Origin of the sequence: Jiella sp. M17.18 (assembly GCF_041027365.1) — a bacterium.
GTDB lineage: Bacteria > Pseudomonadota > Alphaproteobacteria > Rhizobiales > Rhizobiaceae > VKMB-3413.
Genome location: NZ_JBFTEH010000013.1, coordinates 15,721 through 33,689 on the forward strand (window position 1 = coordinate 15,721; position 17,969 = coordinate 33,689).

16 protein-coding genes are annotated in these 17,969 nt (G+C 66.2%); 9 read left to right on the forward strand and 7 right to left on the reverse strand.

Going from position 1 to position 17,969, the window contains the following annotated elements:
• Positions 1-157: 157 nt before the first annotated feature.
• On the forward strand, positions 158-811 hold the full coding sequence (locus AB5S17_RS20040) for a FadR/GntR family transcriptional regulator (RefSeq protein WP_369242732.1): 654 nt from the start codon (positions 158-160) through the stop codon (positions 809-811).
• Positions 812-1,351: 540 nt separating this feature from the next.
• Here AB5S17_RS20040 and AB5S17_RS20045 read toward each other — a convergent pair.
• The 7 genes from AB5S17_RS20045 to AB5S17_RS20075 form a co-directional block, all read right to left on the reverse strand.
• A complete protein-coding gene (locus AB5S17_RS20045; protein ID WP_369242734.1) occupies positions 1,352-1,777 on the reverse strand; it encodes a DUF3830 family protein in 426 nt (141 codons plus the stop codon).
• A 116-nt stretch (positions 1,778-1,893) separates the two neighbouring features.
• Complete coding sequence (hydA, locus tag AB5S17_RS20050; protein ID WP_369242736.1) at positions 1,894-3,312, reverse strand: dihydropyrimidinase; 1,419 nt, start codon at positions 3,310-3,312, stop codon at positions 1,894-1,896.
• 58 nt (positions 3,313-3,370) lie between these two features.
• A complete protein-coding gene (locus tag AB5S17_RS20055; protein WP_369242738.1) occupies positions 3,371-4,591 on the reverse strand; it encodes a cysteine desulfurase-like protein in 1,221 nt (406 codons plus the stop codon).
• A 48-nt stretch (positions 4,592-4,639) separates the two neighbouring features.
• Positions 4,640-5,383 carry an amino acid ABC transporter ATP-binding protein gene (locus AB5S17_RS20060; protein WP_369242740.1) on the reverse strand — a complete coding sequence of 248 codons (744 nt, stop codon included), beginning with the start codon at positions 5,381-5,383 and terminating at the stop codon, positions 4,640-4,642.
• Positions 5,383-6,057, reverse strand: a complete 675-nt coding sequence (locus AB5S17_RS20065; RefSeq protein ID WP_369242742.1) for an amino acid ABC transporter permease — start codon at positions 6,055-6,057, stop codon at positions 5,383-5,385. The genes AB5S17_RS20060 and AB5S17_RS20065 overlap by 1 nt, the downstream gene beginning before the upstream one ends.
• Before the next feature lie 76 nt (positions 6,058-6,133).
• Positions 6,134-6,925 (reverse strand): transporter substrate-binding domain-containing protein, encoded by a 792-nt coding sequence (locus AB5S17_RS20070; protein WP_369242744.1) that lies wholly within the window; start codon positions 6,923-6,925, stop codon positions 6,134-6,136.
• A 391-nt stretch (positions 6,926-7,316) separates the two neighbouring features.
• Entirely contained in the window at positions 7,317-8,012 is a 696-nt protein-coding gene (locus AB5S17_RS20075; RefSeq protein ID WP_369242746.1) for a GntR family transcriptional regulator, read from the reverse strand.
• Between the two features lie 604 nt (positions 8,013-8,616).
• On the opposite strand from AB5S17_RS20075, the gene AB5S17_RS20080 reads away from it, so the two are divergent.
• From AB5S17_RS20080 to AB5S17_RS20115, 8 genes are all read left to right on the forward strand, one after another.
• Positions 8,617-9,558 (forward strand): DeoR/GlpR family DNA-binding transcription regulator, encoded by a 942-nt coding sequence (locus tag AB5S17_RS20080; RefSeq protein WP_369242748.1) that lies wholly within the window; start codon positions 8,617-8,619, stop codon positions 9,556-9,558.
• Positions 9,559-9,566: 8 nt separating this feature from the next.
• The gene (locus AB5S17_RS20085) at positions 9,567-10,664 is read left to right on the forward strand and encodes a four-carbon acid sugar kinase family protein (RefSeq protein ID WP_369242750.1); all 1,098 of its coding nucleotides are present in this window, start codon (positions 9,567-9,569) and stop codon (positions 10,662-10,664) included.
• A 98-nt stretch (positions 10,665-10,762) separates the two neighbouring features.
• A complete protein-coding gene (gene pdxA / locus AB5S17_RS20090; protein ID WP_369242752.1) occupies positions 10,763-11,794 on the forward strand; it encodes a 4-hydroxythreonine-4-phosphate dehydrogenase PdxA in 1,032 nt (343 codons plus the stop codon).
• 37 nt (positions 11,795-11,831) lie between these two features.
• Entirely contained in the window at positions 11,832-13,316 is a 1,485-nt protein-coding gene (aldA, locus tag AB5S17_RS20095) for an aldehyde dehydrogenase (protein ID WP_369242754.1), read from the forward strand.
• A 41-nt stretch (positions 13,317-13,357) separates the two neighbouring features.
• On the forward strand, positions 13,358-14,500 hold the full coding sequence (locus tag AB5S17_RS20100) for a substrate-binding domain-containing protein (protein ID WP_369242756.1): 1,143 nt from the start codon (positions 13,358-13,360) through the stop codon (positions 14,498-14,500).
• 51 nt (positions 14,501-14,551) lie between these two features.
• Complete coding sequence (locus tag AB5S17_RS20105) at positions 14,552-16,141, forward strand: sugar ABC transporter ATP-binding protein (RefSeq protein ID WP_369242758.1); 1,590 nt, start codon at positions 14,552-14,554, stop codon at positions 16,139-16,141.
• Complete coding sequence (locus tag AB5S17_RS20110; protein ID WP_369242760.1) at positions 16,138-17,097, forward strand: ABC transporter permease; 960 nt, start codon at positions 16,138-16,140, stop codon at positions 17,095-17,097. Before AB5S17_RS20105 ends, AB5S17_RS20110 begins: the two co-directional genes overlap by 4 nt.
• A 19-nt stretch (positions 17,098-17,116) precedes the next feature.
• Entirely contained in the window at positions 17,117-17,950 is an 834-nt protein-coding gene (locus AB5S17_RS20115; RefSeq protein WP_369242762.1) for a sugar phosphate isomerase/epimerase family protein, read from the forward strand.
• Positions 17,951-17,969 lie beyond the last annotated feature (19 nt).

Consider the following 17,969-nt stretch of genomic DNA (forward strand, 5'->3'; position numbering starts at 1 on the left):
TTATGGGAGATTGCGTGGGACCAATTTCCGTTCGATCCAGCCTTGATGTCAATAGTAAAACGAAAACTGCTTAGAATTTGCGCTTTTGTCTCCGAAGGGCTATCACTTGTTGGAACCAATGTTTATTGGTTCGAGAAATTGTGGAGGCGGAGCCCCGATGGATCCGTTGCTGGAGTTCCTGGGAGCTAGTGGCTTGCAGGACGGCGATCGACTGCCGCCCGAGCGCGAACTGGCGGCGCGACTCGGAATCAGCCGCCGGGCTTTGCGGCAGCAACTCCTGGCGCTGGAACTCGACGGCCGGATCTGGAGAGGCGTCGGGCAGGGAACGTTTCTTGGCTTGAAACCGATCGGCTCGGAAACCGGACTGGTCGCCGACCCCTCGCAATTCAGCCCGCACGTGATCCTCGACGCCCGCCTTCGCTTCGAGCCGGTGATCGCGGCCACGGCGGCAGTCCGCGCGACGCCTTACGATCTCTCGGTCATCGAGAATTGCGTGCGCAAGAACGCCGAGGCCACGGACGATGACAGCTGGAGCCGCTGGGACAGCGCGTTCCATCGGGCGGTGGGCTCAGCGACGCGCAACCCGATCAGTCTGGCGCTCACCGAAACCCTCATCGCTGCCCGTCGGCAGCAGGCGTGGGGTGATATCCGCCGCGCCCAGGTGGACAAGGAACTGCGGCGCCAATCGGCCGATGATCATCGACAAATCCTTGCAGCACTGCAGAGCAGAGATCCCGATGCCGCCATGGAGACGATGCGGCTTCACTTGCAGAACATCGCCCGCATGCTGAAGATCGAGATCGTGGCCTGAGAGCCATCTCGGTCCGACGAGAGCCATGACTCGCTTGAGCGATTGTCCCCTGCCGAACCACAGCTGCAGGGTTTCCTCCGAGCCTTCATCGGCGGGATCGCGGAGCGCCGGCAGAATACGCCTGCCCAGTCACCCTGATCCAAACGAACGATGGTTGGGATTCAGCTGTCATAGATCGGCACCCGATTTTGGCGCCGGCAGGCGTGTCGTCAGTCCGCTCTGCGGGCCCTGCCGAGAAACCGGGCTGGACCTTCTGTGGATCGGCGTGGGGGGCTCGACGCCGATCGGCGCGATAAGCTGTTGTTTCAGCAAGATCGAGTAGGGTAACCACGCCGCGTCGAATGACAGATGACGACGGTCTGGCATCTTGTCCAGACGCGAATCGAGGCGCATTTCGGCCGCGCCTATTCCCGAAAGGCGATGGAACAGGATGCCCGTTGAGGGCCGGCCCGGTGAGGCGGCCGGCGCCCGCTGGACCCGGGTCTTCCGGGCTGAGGTGCTGCTCCGGCTGCTCCGAGAGGATCCGCCGGCCCACCCGCGTCAAGCCTCGTCGCTGGCCAGCTCGAAACGGATCGGCTGGGCGCCCTTGTAGAGGACGTAGGGGCCGAGTTCCGCGAGCTTGTCGAGGTTCGACGTCAGCGTGATGAAGTGGTTGCCGGCCAGCTGCCCCATCTTCGAGGCGAAATGGACGCCGCCATAGGCGAGCAGGATTTCGGTCTCGCTGATGCCGCCGGGATAGAGAATGATCTGGCCGGGCACCGGATAGCTCGTGTGGTTCTCGTAGCCGACGGAGAAGTCGGTGTCGCCGAGCGGAATCCAGACGCCTTCGCCGCTCCAGCGCACGTGGACGATCTGGCTCTCGAAGGGCAGCATCTTCTCGAAGGCGGCGCACGTCTGCGGCGCCCGGTCAGTTTCCAGCCGGGCGTCGAAGGTGAACGGACCGGCGGTGATCCTGAGCTTGGTCATGTTGTGATCCTTGTCGGTCGAGCGGACGCGAGACGCCGGTGGCCGCTCGCCGTGTTGCGGATGTTCGGATGGAGAGGAGACGCGGTCTCGTCAAAACGGTTGAGGTATTCGATATCTCAGGCCATCGAAGACGGCACCGCCAGGGGGGAGCGCTCGCGCGCCACGTGGCGACCGCCGCGCGCGCCGGCCGTCAGGGCGCCGTCACGCATCGCCACGGCGCCGCCGAGAACGACCGTCGTCGGCCAGCCTGTCACGACCAGCCCCTCATAGGGCGAATAGTCCGAGGCGTCGTGGAGGTCGGCGTGACGAATCGTGCGGGTCTCGTTGGGGTCCCAGATTGCGATGTCGGCGTCGGCTCCGATCGCGATCGTGCCCTTGCGGGGGTAGAGGCCGTAGGTCTTGGCGTGATTTGTCGCGGTCAGCGCGACGAAGCGGGGCAGATCGATCCGGCCCTTCATGACGCCTTCGGAGAACAGGATCGGCAGCCGCGTCTCGACGCCGGGAATGCCGTTCGGAATGTGCCGGAAGCTCGTGCGGCCCTTCGGGTTCAGCTTGCCCTGCGGGTCGTCGTAGCGGAACGGGCAGTGGTCGGAGGAGTAGAGGTCGAAGACGCCCCGCTCGATCCCCTCCCAGCAGGCGGCCTGGCTCGCGGCGTCGCGCGGCGGCGGCGAGCAGACGAACTTCGCCCCCTCCCAGTCCATGCCGCCGAGGTCGTCGGCGGTCAGCATCAGATATTGCGGGCAGGTCTCGCCGATCACCTTGCGGCCGCGCCGGCGCGCCCGCTCGATCTCCTCCATCGCCTCGCGGTTCGAGACGTGGACGATCACGACGGGCACGTCGACGACCTCGGCGAGCGAGACCGCCCGGTGCGTCGCCTCACGCTCCACCGCGACCGGCCGGGTCGTCGCATGCGCCCGCGGCGCGACGTCGCCCTCCGCCTCGTGGCGGCCGATGAGGTAGCGGATCGCGTCCTCGTTCTCGCAGTGGACCATGACGAGCGCCCCGGTGCGCCGGGCGCAGTCCATGGTGGCGAGGATCTCGGCATCGTTCAGCCGAAGCCCCTCATAGGTCATGAAGATCTTGAACGAGGTGTAGCCGTCCTCGACCAGCGCCGGCAGTTCCTGGCCGAGCACCGCCTCGGTCGGGTCCGAGACAATCATGTGGAAGGAGACATCGGTGTAGCAGTTGCCCGCTGCGAGTGCGTGATAGGCGGTCAGCGCCGCGCGCAGCGACTGGCCTTTTTCCTGCAGGCAGAAGGGCAGGACGGTGGTGTTGCCGCCGTAAAGGGCCGAGCGGGTGCCGCTCTCGAAGTCGTCGGCCATGACGATGCCCGGTGCCTGGGGCTGCGACAGGTGCACATGGCTGTCGATGCCGCCGGGCAGGACGTAACGACCTGAGGCGTCGATCGTCTCCGCGGCCTCGCCGAGGTCGCGGCCGATCTGGACGACGACGCCGTCCTTGATACCGACATCGGCCGCAAAGACGTCCGACGCAGTCGCAACGGTGCCGTTCCGGATCAGGAGGTCGAAGGGCATGGACACCTCGAAAGGCTGAGCAGCGGGGGAAAGGTCGAGCGAGAGCCCTGGGGCGCGGTCAGAGCGCCGGCTCGAGCGCGGCGATCAGCCGGTCGACTTCGTCCAACGTGTTGTAATGGACCATCGAGACCCGGACGACGCCCGCCTGCTGCATCAGGCCGAGATCCTCGACCAGCCGGCGCGCATAGAAGTCTCCGTGCCGGATGCCGATCTTGTGCGGGTCAACCCGGTCGACGATCTCCTTGGAGTTCCGCTCGCCCGCGGTGAAGCTGACGGTCGCGACACGCTCGGCGATGCCGCTTCCCGGACGGCCCCAGATGCGGATCGAATTGCGGCTTTTCAGGAAATCAAGAAGCCGCTCGGTGAGTGCCCTCTCCTGCTCGGCGATATCCGCAAATCCGGCCTCGATCGCCGGCCTTCCCTCGTTTGCTCCGGCCATCCGGCCGAGTTCGGCGACGTAGTCGATGGCGCCGACCGAGCCATGCGCGAGTTCGTAGTTGATGTTCCCCGGCTCGAGCTTGTGCGGCACCGAGTCCTTGCTGAAGAAGTAGTGGTAGATGTTGTCGAGACCGGCGAGCTTTTCCTTCCGCCCCCACATCACCGCGAAGTGCGGCCCGAAGACCTTGTAGGCGCTGAAGATGTAGTAGTCGCAGCCGAGCGCCCGTACGTCGATCGCGCGGTGCGGCGCATAGGCGACCGCATCGACGCAGAGTTCGGCCCCGGCCTGGTGCACGACGTCCGCGATCGCCGGAATGTCGTTGATCGTGCCGAGGATGTTCGAGGCATGGGTGACAGCCACCAGCCGCGTGCGCTCGGTGAGGAGGCCGCGGAGATCGTCGAGTTCGAGTTCGAGCGTCTCGGGATTGCAGCGCCAGACCTTGATGGCGACGCCCCGCGCCTCGTGCTTCAGCCACGGGCCGATATTGGACTCGTGATCGGTGTTGGTGACGATGATCTCGTCGCCGGGCTGCAGGCGTCCGGTCATCGCCTCCGACAGGAGCCGGATCAGCATCGTGGTCGAGGCGCCCATGACGATCTCGCCGGCATCGGCCGCATTGACGAAGCCCGCGAAGGCCCGGCGCGCCTTCCGCACGCGCTCCGTCGAGCGCTGGCTCGGCTCGTAGGTCGCGCCGGTCTGGACGTTCGAGGTGAGAAGATAGTCGGAAATGCGATCGGCGACGCGGCTGAGAACCTGGCTGCCGCCGGCATTGTCCATGAACACCCAGTCGCCGGAGAGCGCGGGAAACTGCCGTCGGACGAAGTCGAGATCGAGGGTCATGTCGTGCCTTTCAGAAAATAATGGCCGCTGCAGCCGGTGCGCGGCGCGTCAGTGATTGAGAACCGCATCGAGGAAGGCGCGGGCGCGCTCGTTCTGCGGATTCGTGAAGAAGACGTCAGGCGTCGCGATCTCCTTGATCACGCCGGCCTCCATGAAGACGATGCGATCCGCCACCTGCCGCGCAAAGCCCATTTCGTGGGTGACGAGCAGCATGGTGACGCCCCCGCCGGCGAGCGTCTTGATGACGTCGAGGACCTCGCCGACCATCTCCGGGTCGAGCGCCGACGTCGGCTCATCGAAGAGCAGGATGCGCGGCTCCATCGCCAGCGCCCGGGCGATCCCAACCCGCTGCTGCTGGCCGCCAGAGAGCTGGATCGGATACTTGTCCGCCTGTTCGGCAATGCCCACCCGGGCCAGCAGCGTGCGGGCACGGCTGCGGCCCTCTTCCCAGGAGAGCTTGCGGACGCGGACCGGGCCGAGCGCGACATTGTCGAGGACGGTGTGATTGGGAAAGAGGTTGAAGGCCTGGAACACCATGCCGACCTCCTGGCGAACGCTGAGGAGCCGCTTGCCCTTCTCGACGCGGATCCCGTCGACCACGACGTCGCCGGAGTCGTATTCTTCCAGAAGGTTGATACAGCGGATCAGCGTCGACTTGCCGGAGCCGGACGGCCCGAGCAGGACGACCACCTCGCCCTGTTGCACCGTGAGGTCGATGCCCCTCAGCGCCTCGAACTCGCCGTAGCGCTTGCCGACGCCGCGCATTTCGATCAGGGGCCGCTCCGCCGTCATCAGCGTCCACTCCGGCGTGCGTAACGGCGCTCGAACAGCGCCACCAGCCGCACCAGCGGCAACAGGATGACGAGATAGAGTACCGCCGCGCCGATCAGCGGCGTCGGATTGGCCGCCAGGGCCTGTGCCTGTGTCGCCTGCTTCAGAAGGTCCGGCAGCGCCACCACCGAGGCAAGGGCGGTATCCTTCAGCACGTTGATCGAGTTGTTGGTGAGCGGCGGGATGACGATGCGGATCGCCTGCGGGAGCACGACGTCGCGCATCAGCCACCATTGCCCGAGCCCGATCGACTGCGCCGCCTCGAACTGCCCGCGCGGGATCGCCTCGATGCCGGCCCGGTAGATTTCCGCCGTATAGGCGCTGGAGATCATCGTCAGCGCCGCGGTCGCCGATGCAAAGGCGGACAGGCTGATGCCGACGAAGGGCAGCGCGTAATAGACGATGACCAGCCAGACCAGCACCGGGATGGCCCGAAAGACGTCGATATAGGCGGTCGCCAGGAAGCGCAGCACCGACGTTCCGTAAAGACGGACAAGAGCGAGCAGCAGCCCACCCAAGAGCCCGAGCACGATCGACAGGGCGCCGAGCGCGAGGGTGCGCCACAGCCCTTCCAGCAGCAGCGGATAGTAGCGCCACAGGACGTCGATGTTGAAGAAGGTCGAGACGATGTCCATCGCGGTCCGCTGGAGCTTCGCTTGTTAGGCGAAGGATCCGCGCGGGCGCGCGGATCCTTCTGAAGGTCTCAAGGCGTCAGGACTTCGGCTTCGGCATGTCCATGACCGCGACGCTGCTGGTCGTGTCTTCCGGCATCGAGCCGAACCACTTCTTGTGGAGGTTGGCGATGAAGCCTTCCTTCTTCAACGTGGTCAGGACGTCGTTGACCTTCAAAGCAAGCGGGCTGTCCTTCGCAAACATCATCGAATACTGCTCGCCGGTCTTCAGCCGCTCGACCACCTTCATCTGCGGCTTGTCCTTGAGATAGTAGGCGACGGCCGGGATGTCGGAGACGTAGGCGTCGATGCGGCCCGCGGCCAAATCGAGCATGGCCGGGTTCAGGCCCTCGTAGCGACGGATGTCGGACAGGCCCCACTCGTCCTTGCGCTGGGTGGCATACATGTCGCCCGTCGAACCGGTGTCGACGCCGACGACCTTGCCCTTCAGGTCCTTGGTGCTCTTGATGCCGGAATCGGTCTTGGTCGAAAGCGACTGGTCGCTGTCGTAGTAGGGCTGCGCGAAGGAGACCGACTTCAGCCGCTCGTCGGTGATCGTGATGGACGAGATCGCGACGTCGATGCGGCCGGACTGGACGGCCGAAAACAGCCCGTTGAAGGGGATGTTCTGGATGTCGACCTTGTCGTAGCCGAGCCGGTTCGCGACCTCCTTGAGGAGATCGACCTCGAAGCCGACCGTATCGCCGTTCTGATCCTGAAACTCCCACGGGACGTTGCCGATATTGGCGCCTGCGGTCAACGTCTTCGCCATGGTCGGCGCAGCGCCGAGCAACAGGGCGGCAGCCGCTGCGATGAGTGTCGATCGAAACATTCCAGATCTCCTGTCGTGTGGGTTCGGATAGGTCATGCGGATGCGTTCGAACTGCCCCGGCCGGCCGCCCCCGTTCTCCCCGACGGCGCCCAAGAAGTCGGCATGCAAGTGCCGATAAAAAGTGCATGCACTTTTATAGTGAAACTGTATGCGATCCGGGTCGGCAGGGAAAGCCCGATCGACGATTTTGTCGTTCTTGCGCCGCCCACGCGCGGCCGCGGCGTCCGCTCCGCCGGCCGGCACGCTCGCCGGCCGTGCACCGCGCACGGCCACCCGGCGTCTCCATACGCGCGGTACTGATTGATAGCGGAGAATGCGAAAGCCACGCCGCGAGCGGCATCGGGCGAAGAGGGGGCCGCCGGACGTGAGCCTTCACACTCCGGGCCCGTCGCTATTCCTCGACGTAGGGCGCGAGGATCGCGAGCAGATCGCGGCTTTTCGAATCGCCGTTCGCGAGCGAGGCGCGTTCGGCGACGGAGGCCAGATGCGAGGACATCAGCTTGATAGACGCCTCGGCATCCCCCCGCTCCAGCGCCTTCAGCAGCTGACGATGCTCGCTGACCGCACATTCCGGCGAATGCGGCCTGCCATAGGCCGACAGCGAGAGTCCGCTGCGATAGGCGACCTCACTGACGTAGCGGATCAGGATCGGCTTGCCGGTCATCTCGGCGAGGACCACATGGAAATCGGTGGCGAGCCGGATCGAGGTCGCCTCCGGCCCGGCCGAGGCCTTTTCCTGCTCGTCGACATGGGCGCGCAGGGCGGCGATCTGATCCTTTGTCAGCCGTCCCGCCAGATGCCTGACGACCAGCCGTTCCAGTTCCACCCGGATGTCGAAGACGTCGCGCGCCTCCTCGAAGGTGGGGGTTGCCACGATCGCGATGCGGTTGCGCCGGAGGTCGACGAGTCCTTCCGAGGCAAGCTGGCCGAGTGCCTGCCGGGCGATCGTGCGGCTGACGCCGAAGCGCTCGCCCAGCGTGTCTTCCGGCAGCTTGTCGCCGGGGGAGAGCGCCCGCTCGATGATGGCGCGGCGGATGGCCGAGCAGATCCGGTTGACGCGGTCCGCGGAGTCTTTCGGCGGCTTCATATCGCGGTCCTCGGACCTCATTTATAAGAGAAACAGGCTGATAGCCCGCCACCAGGAACAAGTGCAAGCTGACTGGAACGGAATGCCGTGAAGACTTTCGGTATGTCCGATGAAATGGTGGAAGATCGCACATCGGAACGCGTGCTGGAGGCGGCTACCGGACGGGCTGTTTTTCATTGCCGCCCGTGATCCCAGGCCATTGTGAATCGGAACGGGGTCCCGGCGCCGATCGGCGTGGGGTCACGCTGACAAACCTCTGAAAGCGCAGCGGAGGGAGTCATCGACCGGGGGCATGCCGCCGCGCCGAAACACCGTCTGTCGACAGGCTCCGAAGCAGCAGGGCTGGACCGCCTGCAGTTTTTCGTGAACCCGGTGTCAGCCCAAGCCTGCGCGCCGGATGCCGACGTCCTTCCCCAGGTGGTGACGGGCGTGGCCTGTCATCGATGCCTCGATTCTTTCCTGGATCAAAGAAGGGGCTCGACACCGATCGCTGCGTTGATCCATCGATCGTGCTCGGTCGATGGCCGCCGTCATGGGATTCCGGACAACTCCATTAGTCGGCAATCCGCCATGTTGCCAGCCGACAGCCATTTGACCAAACGCCTTGCGCGCCGCCGCTTGTCCCTTCGGCTTTCCCCCGCAGCAACAGGTATGCGTCAGAAAGCTGCAAATCTTGGCAAAGGATGTAAGACTGTGCCATGCATGGAACCATGATCAACAACCTTGCGATGGTCGGATGAGCGACCGGTCCAGCAATTCGCGGGTCGAGATTCTGCCGGCACAGCGGCGGGCCCTGATCCTCGAGCGCCTGCGCATCGCCAGCGCCGCCTCGATTCAGGATCTGGCGGCTGTGCTCGGCGCGTCGTCGTCCACCGTGCGGCGCGACCTCGATTACCTGACCGAGCGCGGCTATATCGAGCGGACGCATGGCGGTGCCGTCATTCCGAGCGTGCCGACGACGCGCTTCGAACCGGAGGCGTCGATTGCCGCGGAGACCGCGCGGGGGCAGAAGGCCGCTATAGCCACTATCGCGGCCCGGCGGCTGTCGCCGGGGCAGAGCGTCCTGTTCGATGCGAGCTCCACGGTGCGCGAGACGGCGCGGGTGATCAGCGGTCTCGACATCCCGCTGACAGCCGTCACCAACGACATCGCCTGTGCCCTGCTTCTGTCGAATGCTCCGGCCATCCACACGATCGTGGCCGGCGGCGCCATCCGTCCCGGATCGACGACGCTGGTCGGTTCCCCCGGGCAGGAATTTCTCCACGGCATCCACGTCGACATCGCTTTCATCGGCGTCCATGCGATCTCCGGCGACACCTTTACGGAGACCTCGCTGGAGGTCGCCGCGATGAAGAAGCGCATGATCGCTGCGGCCCACAAGGTCATCGTTCTGGCCGACTCCAGCAAGTTCGGGGGCCAGAGCTTCTGCGAAATCTGCGCCGTCGGCGCTGTAGACGAGATCGTCACCGACGACCGGCTGCCAGACGCGACACGACGGGAATACGAGGCGATGGGCGTCAAGCTGACCCTCGCGCCGTCCGAATAGCGCCGCGCGTGGACGATCTGCGGATCCTTGCGGACGACCTGTCCGGCGCGCTCGACACGGCGGTCTGCTTTTCCGGCGGCCACAAGGCTTTGCTGGTGACACGGTCCAGCCCGGTCGACGGGGTGTTCGGCTGTTCCAGCGGCGCACGGGATCTGGCCGCCGAGGCCGCTGCAAAAGTCTTCGTGCAGAGCCTGCCGTGGCTGCTCTCAGTCGGTCATCCGTTCCACAAGCTGGACAGCCGGCTGCGCGGCTATGCGGCACACGAGATTGCCGCCGTCCGCCGGGCGGCGCCAGACCGACCGATCGTCGTTGCGCCGGCACTTCCGGTCCAGCAGCGGATCATGCGATCCGGGCGCCTCTACTCCCGTGATAGCGCCGCCATGGCTTGGGCGTTAGAACCAGCCGACATCAGCCGACAACTGGCAGCGCTGGGCGAGACGGTTGAATTATGTTCGTCGGCTTGCGCGGCAGTTCCCGAAGGCATCAGCCTGTGGGATGCCGAAATCGACGCCGATCTCGACCGGATCGCTGCGGCTGCACTGGCGCGTCCCGGTGCCATCCTCTGCGGATCTTCGGGGCTCGCGGCGGCGCTGGCCCGCGCGCTCGGCATATCACAGCCGCCCCGCATAGCCGATTTCACACCGCCGATGCTGCTGATCGCGGGAACGGCACACCCGCAGACCCTGCGCCAGGTGGCACGGGTTTCGTCGCGCGCCGCGGGCATCCACCGGCCGGTCGCGACCGATGCGGCGACCTTTGCAGATGTGGCGATGGCGCTTGCCGACGGGCGAAGCCAGCTGATTACGCCGCGCCTGCCCGCCGGGCTTGAGGCGGAGGCGATCGCGGCGGCAATCGCCCTCTGGATCGGCCGCGCCGTCCACGAACTGCCGCGCCCGGGCAGTCTGTTCGTCACCGGCGGCGAGACCCTCGATGTGCTGACGCAGGCTCTCGGCGCGAAAGGGCTCCTGGTCGAAGGCCAGGTTGCCGCCGGTGTACCGGCAAGCCGCTTCCTGGGCGGAGTCTGGGACGGGCTGCCGGTCATCTCCAAGTCCGGGGGCTTTGGGGCGGTCGATCTCCTCGTTCAGTTGGTGATTGACGAGGTTTGAATTCGTTTGATGCGTATTGACAGCTTCTGAAAGTTTCTGCGAGTGTCGTGTCACGTCATGAGACCGCGACCGCGGTCGCGCAGAGTCGAGGAGGCGACGTGGCCGCTTTCGCCATCACAGTCGGCGATCCCGCCGGCATCGGTCCGGAGATCGTCATCAAGGCTGTCGCGCGTTGCCGCGATCGCCTGGACGACGGCTCGCTGCGACTTCTGGCCATCGGCTGCGCGGAGGCGCTGGACATCGCGGCGGACACCCTCGGCGAGCCGCGCCTTCCGCGTGCGGACGACCTTGACGCCGTCTCCGGCGCTGCCGTCATTCCGATCGAGCCGGGCGGCGAAGTCCCTCAGATCGGCGTCGTGAGCGCGGCGGCGGGCCGGCATGCCTATCTCGCGATCGAGAAGGCCGTGGAACTCGCGCTCGCGGGCAAAATCGACGGGATCGTCACAGCGCCGCTGAACAAGGAAGCGCTGAACCTTGCCGGCTACGCCTACGCCGGCCACACCGACATGCTGGCGCATCTGACCGGCGTGAAGGGCTCGGTCATGATGCTCGCGCATGGCGGCTTCCGGGTGACGCATCTGACCACCCACGTCGCGCTGGCCGACGTGCCGAAGCTGCTGACGCCCGAGCGGCTGTCCCACACCATCGGCCTGACGCTGGACGCGCTTCGCCGACTCGGGATCGAGAAGCCGCGCGTCGGCGTCGCGGCGCTCAATCCGCATGCCGGGGAGGGCGGCATCTTCGGCCGCCAGGACATCGATGTGACGACCCCCATCGTGGCGCGCTACCGCGACCAGGGCGAGGACGTTTCTGGGCCGTTGCCGGGCGACACGGTGTTCGTGAAGCTTCGCGGCGGGCGCTACGATGCCGTCGTCGCGATGTACCACGACCAGGGGCACATCCCGGTCAAGCTGCTCGGCTTCCACACGAATCCGGAGACCGGCGCCTGGGAGGCGCTGAACGGCGTCAACGTGACGCTCGGCCTGCCGATCATCCGCACCTCCGTCGACCACGGAACGGCCTTCGACATCGCGGGCACCGGCATTGCCAACGCCGACAGCCTCGTCGAGGCCATCGACTACGCCGTGGCGCTGGCGGGTTCGCGACACGGCGCCGCGGCAGCAGTCTGAAGCACGGCGGAAGACTGAAGAATTGGGGAGGACGATGATGAACGACACGATTCCGTCGCGCGAAATGCTTATCGACGGCCGGTTCCGTGACGCCGGGGAGACCCGGCCGGTCATTAATCCTGCGACGGGCGAAGCCTTCGCCGAGGTGGCGCTCGCCGATGCCGCGATGACCGCCGAGGCGATCGCTGCGGCGCGCCGGGCACAGCCGGCCTGGGGGGCGCTCGCCCCGCTCGAACGCGCCGGCTACATGCGCAGGATCGCCGCCGCCATCCGCTCGGAGGCTGAGGCCTATGCCCGCCTGATCGTGCGCGAGCAGGGCAAGCCGATCAACGAGGCGCGCGGCGAGGTGGACGGCGCGGCCGGCTTCTTCGATTTCTTCGCAGAGTATGCCCGGCGGATCCAGGGCGAAATCCTGCCTTCCGATCATGCCGGCGAGCAGATCTGGATCCAGCGTGTGCCGATCGGCGTCGTCGGCGCGATCATCCCGTGGAATTATCCCTTTGCGCTCGTCGCGCGGAAGGTCGCGCCGGCCCTCATCGCGGGGGATACGATCGTCCTGAAGAGCCACGAAGACACGCCGCTATCGGCGCTCGCCATGGCGCGGATCTTCCAGGCGGCGGGCCTTCCCGCGGGCGTCGTCAACATCCTGACCGGCACCGGCGCCGTAGTCGGCGAGGCCTTGTGCAACAGCGCCGACCTCGACCTCATCACCATGACCGGCAGCGTGCCGACCGGCAAGCGGATCATGGGCAATGCCGCGAAGAACCTGACGCCGGTCTCACTGGAACTCGGCGGCAAGGCACCCTTCATCGTTATGGCCGACAGCGATGTCGACATGGCGGTGCGCTCGGCCGTCACCTCTCGCTACATGAATTGCGGGCAGGTCTGCATCTGCAACGAGCGGACCTATGTCGAGCGCTCGGTCTACGACGAATTCGTCGAGAAGTTCGTCGCAGCCAGCAAGGCGCTGCGGATCGGCGATCCGATGGAGGACAGCACCGACCTTGGGCCGAAGATCAGCCGGGCCGAACTTGAGAAGGTCGAGGCACGCGTCGCCGAAGCCGTGGGGGAGGGCGCCGAGATCGTCATCGGGGGCGGCCGGCCGGAGAACCCGCCGCATCCCGGCGGCTTCTACTACAGTCCGACGGTCATCACCGGCGTGCGGCCGGGCATGGGGATCCTGAAGAGCGAGGTCTTCGGCCCGGTGGTCCCGATCATGCCGTTCGACAGCTTCGACGAGGCGGTGAGCCACGCCAATGACGGCCGCTATGGGCTGTCCGCCTACCTGTTCACCAACGATATCGCCAAGATCATGCGGACGGTCAACGAGGTGGCCTTCGGCGAGATCTACGTCAATCGGGTCGGCCCGGAGAGCCTGCAGGGCTTCCACGTCGGCTACCACGACAGTGGCTTGGGGGGAGACGACGGCAGCCACGGTCTGGAGACGTATCTGCGCAAGAAGACCGTCTACGTGAACTATTCCGGTGCGCCGACAAGCGCCCTGATGCCCTACGGCGGCTAGCCGTACCGCTTCATCATCATCGCTATGGGAGGAGACCAACGATGAAAATGCTGCATTCGCTCGGACTTGCGACGGCTCTGACGGCCATGCTCGCAGCCCCGGCCCTGGCCCAGGATTCCAAGACCATCCCGCCGGAAGCCGCCAAGCTTCTGGAGCCGCTGCCGATCTCGCCGACCGGTCAGGTCGTGCCGGGCTATCCAGACGGTGCGCCAGCGTCCTCACCGGACGTACTGAAGCTCACCGACCAGGAAATCGCCACCTTGAAGTCGAAGAACTTCACGGCCGGCATCGTCATGCACACCATGGACGCCGGCTGGCCGACACTGCAGGTCGCGGGCATCAAGACGACGCTGGAGAAGTACGGCATCAAGGTCGTCGGCGTAACTGACGCGAAGTTCGAGCCGGGCACGCAGATCAGCGATCTGGAGCAGATGATCGCCCGCAAGCCGGACGTGATTTTCTCGATCCCGATCGACCCGCAGAGCGAAGCGGCCGCCTACAAGAAGGCGGCGGATGCCGGCATCAAGCTGGTGTTCATGGACAACGTGCCGAAGGGTCTCGCGCCCGGCAAGGATTACCTCACCGTCGTCGCGTCGGACAATGAGAAGAACGCCTACTACGCCGCTCAGGAACTGGTGAAGGCGATCGGCGGCAAGGGCGAGGTCGGCATCATCACGCTGGTCTACGACTACTATTACTCCGTCGCAGCGCGGAAGGTCGGCGCCGAGAAGGCTTTCAAGGAGCATCCGGACATCAAGCTGGTGGACGTCGGCACCTTCACTGCGCCGGAAAAGGCCTACAGTGTCGCGACCGCCATGCTCACCGCCCACCCGAACCTCAAGGGCATCTTCGTCGCCTGGGATACGCCTGCCCAGCAGGTGGTTGCGGCGGCCAAGACGCTCGGCCGAAAGATCGTCGTGACGACCAACGACCTCGCGCAGGACAGCGCGCTGAACGTTGCTCGCGGCGACTTCTACGCCGTCGGTGCGCAGCGCCCCTACGATCAGGGCGTTGCCGAGGCGAAGGCCGCCGCTCTCGGTCTGCTCGGCAAGAAAGTGCCCCCCTACATCGAGGTCCCGACCCTTCGCGTTCAGAAACTCGACCTCCTCAGCGCCCTCAAGATCGTCACCAAGGAGCCGCCTCCGAAATCGGTGGTCAAGCTCTGCAACGGCGAATGCTACTAAGAGGTCGCGCGGCGGCGGGGGATCTCCGCCGTCGCGTCCAGGTCGATGAACATGGCAACTCCCGTTTCTGAACGGCCGGTCGTCGCTGCAAATGCGCCGCCACTGGTCGAGATGTGCAACATCGGCAAACGCTTCGGCGAGAACGAGGTCCTGCGCGGAGTCGGCTTCGACGTACGCCCGGGCGAGGTGCACGCGCTCCTCGGCGGCAACGGCGCCGGCAAGTCGACGCTGATGAAGATCCTGATGGGCGTGCACCGCGCCGATTCCGGGCAGATCCGGGTCGACGGGGAAGAGGTCGCGCCCGCCGGCGTCCGCGGCTCCCTCAGCCGCGGCGTCGCGATGATCTTCCAGGAGCTCAGCCTGCTGCCGAACCTGACGGTCGCCGAGAACATCTTCTTCGGCCGCGAGCCACTGCGCGCCGGCTTCCGGATCGACCGCCGTGCCGTGCGGGCGAAGGCCCGCGACCTTCTGGCGGAGTACGGTTTCACCATTCCGGTGGATGCCCGCGTGGAGAGCCTGCCCTTCGCCCAGCGGCAGGTGGTCGAAATCGTGCGCGCCGCCTCGTTCGGCGCCCGCGTCCTGATCATGGACGAGCCGACCTCGGCGCTGACTGCGCGCGAGGAAGAAAAGCTCTTCGAGCTGATCGAGGATCTCACCCGGCGCGGCAACGGCATCGTCTACATCAGCCACCGCATGGGCGAGATCATGCGGATCGCCGACCGCATCACCATCCTGCGCGACGGCCTCAGCGGCGCGCCGATCCCGATCGCCGACGCCCGGATCGACGACATTTCCGCGCAACTCAGCAGCACGTCGCGCGCGCTTCCGGAGGCCGATCAGCCGCTGGGGCAGAAACGCGCGATCGATTCGGCGCAACCCCCGGTCCTGCGCCTCCAGAACGTCACGACGGCCCGGACGCTGAAGGACATCGACCTTTCCGTCATGCAGGGGGAGATCGTTGGGATCGCCGGTCTGGTGGGTTCCGGCCGCTCGACCCTCTGCAAGGCGATCGCCGGTCTCGTCCCGGACGTTCACGGCACGATCGAGCTCGGCGGCACGCGCATCCGCCCTGGACGGCCCCACGCCGTCCTCGGCAAGGGTCTCGGCTTCGTGCCGGAGGACCGGCGGCTCGAAGGCCTGGTGATCGATCATGCGCTGGAGGCCAACGTCGCCCTGCCCAATCTGCGCCACGCCTCGACGGGCGGTCCGCTTGGGATGGTCTGGCACAGCCGCGTGCGCGAGCTCTTCACGCGCGGCACCGAAGGTCTCGCGCTGGTCGCGCGCGGGCCGTCGCAGCCGGCAGCCCAGCTCAGTGGCGGCAATCAGCAGAAGGTCGTGGTCGCGAAATGGCTGGCCAGCCGGCCGCGCCTCCTGATCCTCGACGAGCCGACCGCAGGCGTCGACATCCGCGCCAAGGCGGACATGGGCGCGGCGCTGCGCAAGGCTGTCCGCGAAGACGGCCTGAGCATTCTCCTGATCAACTCGGAACTCGATGAACTGGTCTCGCTCTGCGACCGCATCCTTCTCCTCGAGCGGGGGCGCATCGTCGGAACCGCGCCGGACGGGGTCGATCCGGCCCAGCTCCAGGCGCTGCTTCTCGGCGGCAACATCGAGACCATCGAACGACGGACAGCACAATGAGCGACGCATCGAGGTCCGGCCTGCAGCCGAGACATCTGGCCGTGACGGGGTTCCTGCGGGACCACATCACCTACCTCATCTTCGGCCTGGTCACGCTCTACTTCGTATTCACAGCGCCGAGCTTCGCCACGCTCGGCACGGCCGAGGCGATCCTCAGGATCACCGCGATTGTCTCGATCATGGCGGTCGGCATGACCTTCGTCATCATCACCGCGGAGATCGACCTCTCGGTCGGATCGATGGCCAGCCTCTCCGGCATGATCGGCGCGCTCCTGCTGCAGGCCGATTACGGCTGGATTTCCGCGATCCTGCTGACGCTGCTCTTCGGGGCCGCGGTCGGGGCGTTCTCCGGCCTTCTGGTGACGTGGCTGCGCATTCCCTCCTTTCTCGTCACGCTCGGCATGCTGTCGATCCTGTCGGGCGTCGCGCTGACGATCACCGGAACACGCTCGGTGCCGATCGTGTCTGACCACTTCACCGGCTCCCTGTGGGACGGATCGGTGGCGGGCGTGCCGGTGCCGATCGTGTGGACGATCGCCATCGCCATCGTCGGCTTCTACGTTCTGCACCTGACGCCGCTCGGCAAGCGGGTCTTCGCGACCGGCGGCAACGTCACGGCAGCCCGCTTCTCGGGCGTCCGCACCGACCGCATCAAGCTACTCGCCTTCACCGTGTCGGGCTTCACGGCCTCGCTGTCCGGCCTGATGCTCGCGGCCCGCAGCACCGCGGGCAATCCCAGCCTCGGGTCCGGACTCGAGCTCGACGTCATCGCCGCGGTGATCATCGGCGGCACCAGCCTGTTCGGCGGCCGCGGCAGCATCGTCGGGTCCGTCGTCGGGGCGATCTTCATCGGAATCGTTGGCTTCGGCCTGCTGGTGATGGGCTTCTCGACCTCGATCCAGGAGATCATCAAGGGCGCCATCATCATCGGCGCGGTCGCACTGGCGCGGCGATAGGACAGACGGGAGGAGAGCCATGGCGAAGTGGAGGATGGCTTACCATGCCAATTGCTGGGGACCGCTCGGCGGCGACCCTGTGGGCGTTACCTCGATCGGTCGCCTGACCTATCGTACCTTCGGCGACATGAGGCAGGCGGCACGCGACATCGCTGCGGCCGGCTACGAAGGCATCGAGTTCTTCGACGGGAACGTCCTCGACGGGCACGACGACGGCTATGCGGCCATGCGTAGGCTGCTCGGCGAGACCAAGCTTGCGCTCGTCGCTGTCTACTCCGGCGGCAACTTCATCTTCCCGGACATTCTCGAGGAAGAACTCGCGCGTGTCGAACAGGCGGCGGACGCGGCACAGGCGCTCGAGGCCGAGCATCTCGTCGTCGGCGGCGGCGCGCGGCGCCTCGGCGGGACGCGCGATGCCGACTATGACGCGCTGGCGCGCGCCCTCGACCGCGTCGACGCGATCGCATCCGAGCGCGGGCTGGCGGCGCATTATCACCCGCATCTGTCGACGATCGTCGAAAATCCCGAGGAAGTACGCCGGATCTTCGCCAAGACCGAGATCGGCTTCTGCCCCGACACCGCGCATCTGGCGGCCGCCGGCGGAAACGCGGCGGAACTGGTGCGCGAACACGCCGAGCGCATTTCCTACGTGCACCTGAAGGGGCTGCGGCGCGACCCTTTCGCCTTTGTGCCGGTGGGGCAGGGCGACTGCGACAACGCCGCGGTGATCCGGACCCTGAAGGAGATCGGCTACGAGGGCTGGATCTGCAACGAACTGGACAGCTGGCCGGACCCCGCCGGCGGAGCAAGGGAGAGCTTCGCCTTCGTCGCGGGAGAAGCGGCCGGGGACTGAGGCGCCTGCGAGCGGGCGC

Bases quoted from the DNA above. Each gene is read 5' to 3' on its own strand.
- AB5S17_RS20110 (WP_369242760.1), top strand. From the start codon at position 16,138: ATGAGCGACGCATCGAGGTCCGGCCTGCAGCCGAGACATCTGGCCGTG.
- AB5S17_RS20115 (WP_369242762.1), top strand. From the start codon at position 17,117: ATGGCGAAGTGGAGGATGGCTTACCATGCCAATTGCTGGGGACCGCTC.
- AB5S17_RS20105 (WP_369242758.1), top strand. From the start codon at position 14,552: ATGGCAACTCCCGTTTCTGAACGGCCGGTCGTCGCTGCAAATGCGCCG.
- AB5S17_RS20065 (WP_369242742.1), bottom strand. From the start codon at position 6,057: ATGGACATCGTCTCGACCTTCTTCAACATCGACGTCCTGTGGCGCTAC.
- AB5S17_RS20075 (WP_369242746.1), bottom strand. From the start codon at position 8,012: ATGAAGCCGCCGAAAGACTCCGCGGACCGCGTCAACCGGATCTGCTCG.
- AB5S17_RS20055 (WP_369242738.1), bottom strand. From the start codon at position 4,591: ATGACCCTCGATCTCGACTTCGTCCGACGGCAGTTTCCCGCGCTCTCC.
- AB5S17_RS20040 (WP_369242732.1), top strand. From the start codon at position 158: ATGGATCCGTTGCTGGAGTTCCTGGGAGCTAGTGGCTTGCAGGACGGC.
- aldA (WP_369242754.1), top strand. From the start codon at position 11,832: ATGAACGACACGATTCCGTCGCGCGAAATGCTTATCGACGGCCGGTTC.
- AB5S17_RS20100 (WP_369242756.1), top strand. From the start codon at position 13,358: ATGAAAATGCTGCATTCGCTCGGACTTGCGACGGCTCTGACGGCCATG.
- AB5S17_RS20070 (WP_369242744.1), bottom strand. From the start codon at position 6,925: ATGTTTCGATCGACACTCATCGCAGCGGCTGCCGCCCTGTTGCTCGGC.
- AB5S17_RS20060 (WP_369242740.1), bottom strand. From the start codon at position 5,383: ATGACGGCGGAGCGGCCCCTGATCGAAATGCGCGGCGTCGGCAAGCGC.
- AB5S17_RS20045 (WP_369242734.1), bottom strand. From the start codon at position 1,777: ATGACCAAGCTCAGGATCACCGCCGGTCCGTTCACCTTCGACGCCCGG.
- hydA (WP_369242736.1), bottom strand. From the start codon at position 3,312: ATGCCCTTCGACCTCCTGATCCGGAACGGCACCGTTGCGACTGCGTCG.